Source organism: Streptomyces sparsogenes (assembly GCF_001704635.1).
GTDB lineage: Bacteria > Actinomycetota > Actinomycetes > Streptomycetales > Streptomycetaceae > Streptomyces > Streptomyces sparsogenes.
Genome location: NZ_MAXF01000238.1, coordinates 1 through 212 on the forward strand (window position 1 = coordinate 1; position 212 = coordinate 212).

The 212-nt window shown below is 72.6% G+C and carries 1 protein-coding gene; it reads right to left on the bottom strand.

Annotated features, from left to right (window positions below):
• A partial coding sequence (locus BBH68_RS38595; protein ID WP_141713169.1) for a beta-ketoacyl synthase N-terminal-like domain-containing protein occupies nt 1-212 on the bottom strand: 212 nt, incomplete at both ends.

Below are 212 nucleotides of genomic sequence, written 5' to 3' on the forward strand. Positions count from 1 at the left end.
GCCTTGCAGCGGCCGTCCCGGGAGAGGCCCTGCTGCCGGCTGAACTCCGTGAACAGGTCCGGTGTCGACATCACCGCGACCCCGCCGGCCAGCGCCATCGAGCACTCGCCCTGGCGCAGCGCCCGCACCGCCAGGTGCAGCGCCACCAGCGACGACGAGCACGCCGTGTCCACCGTCACGGCAGGACCCGTCAGCCCGAAGGTGTAGGCGAT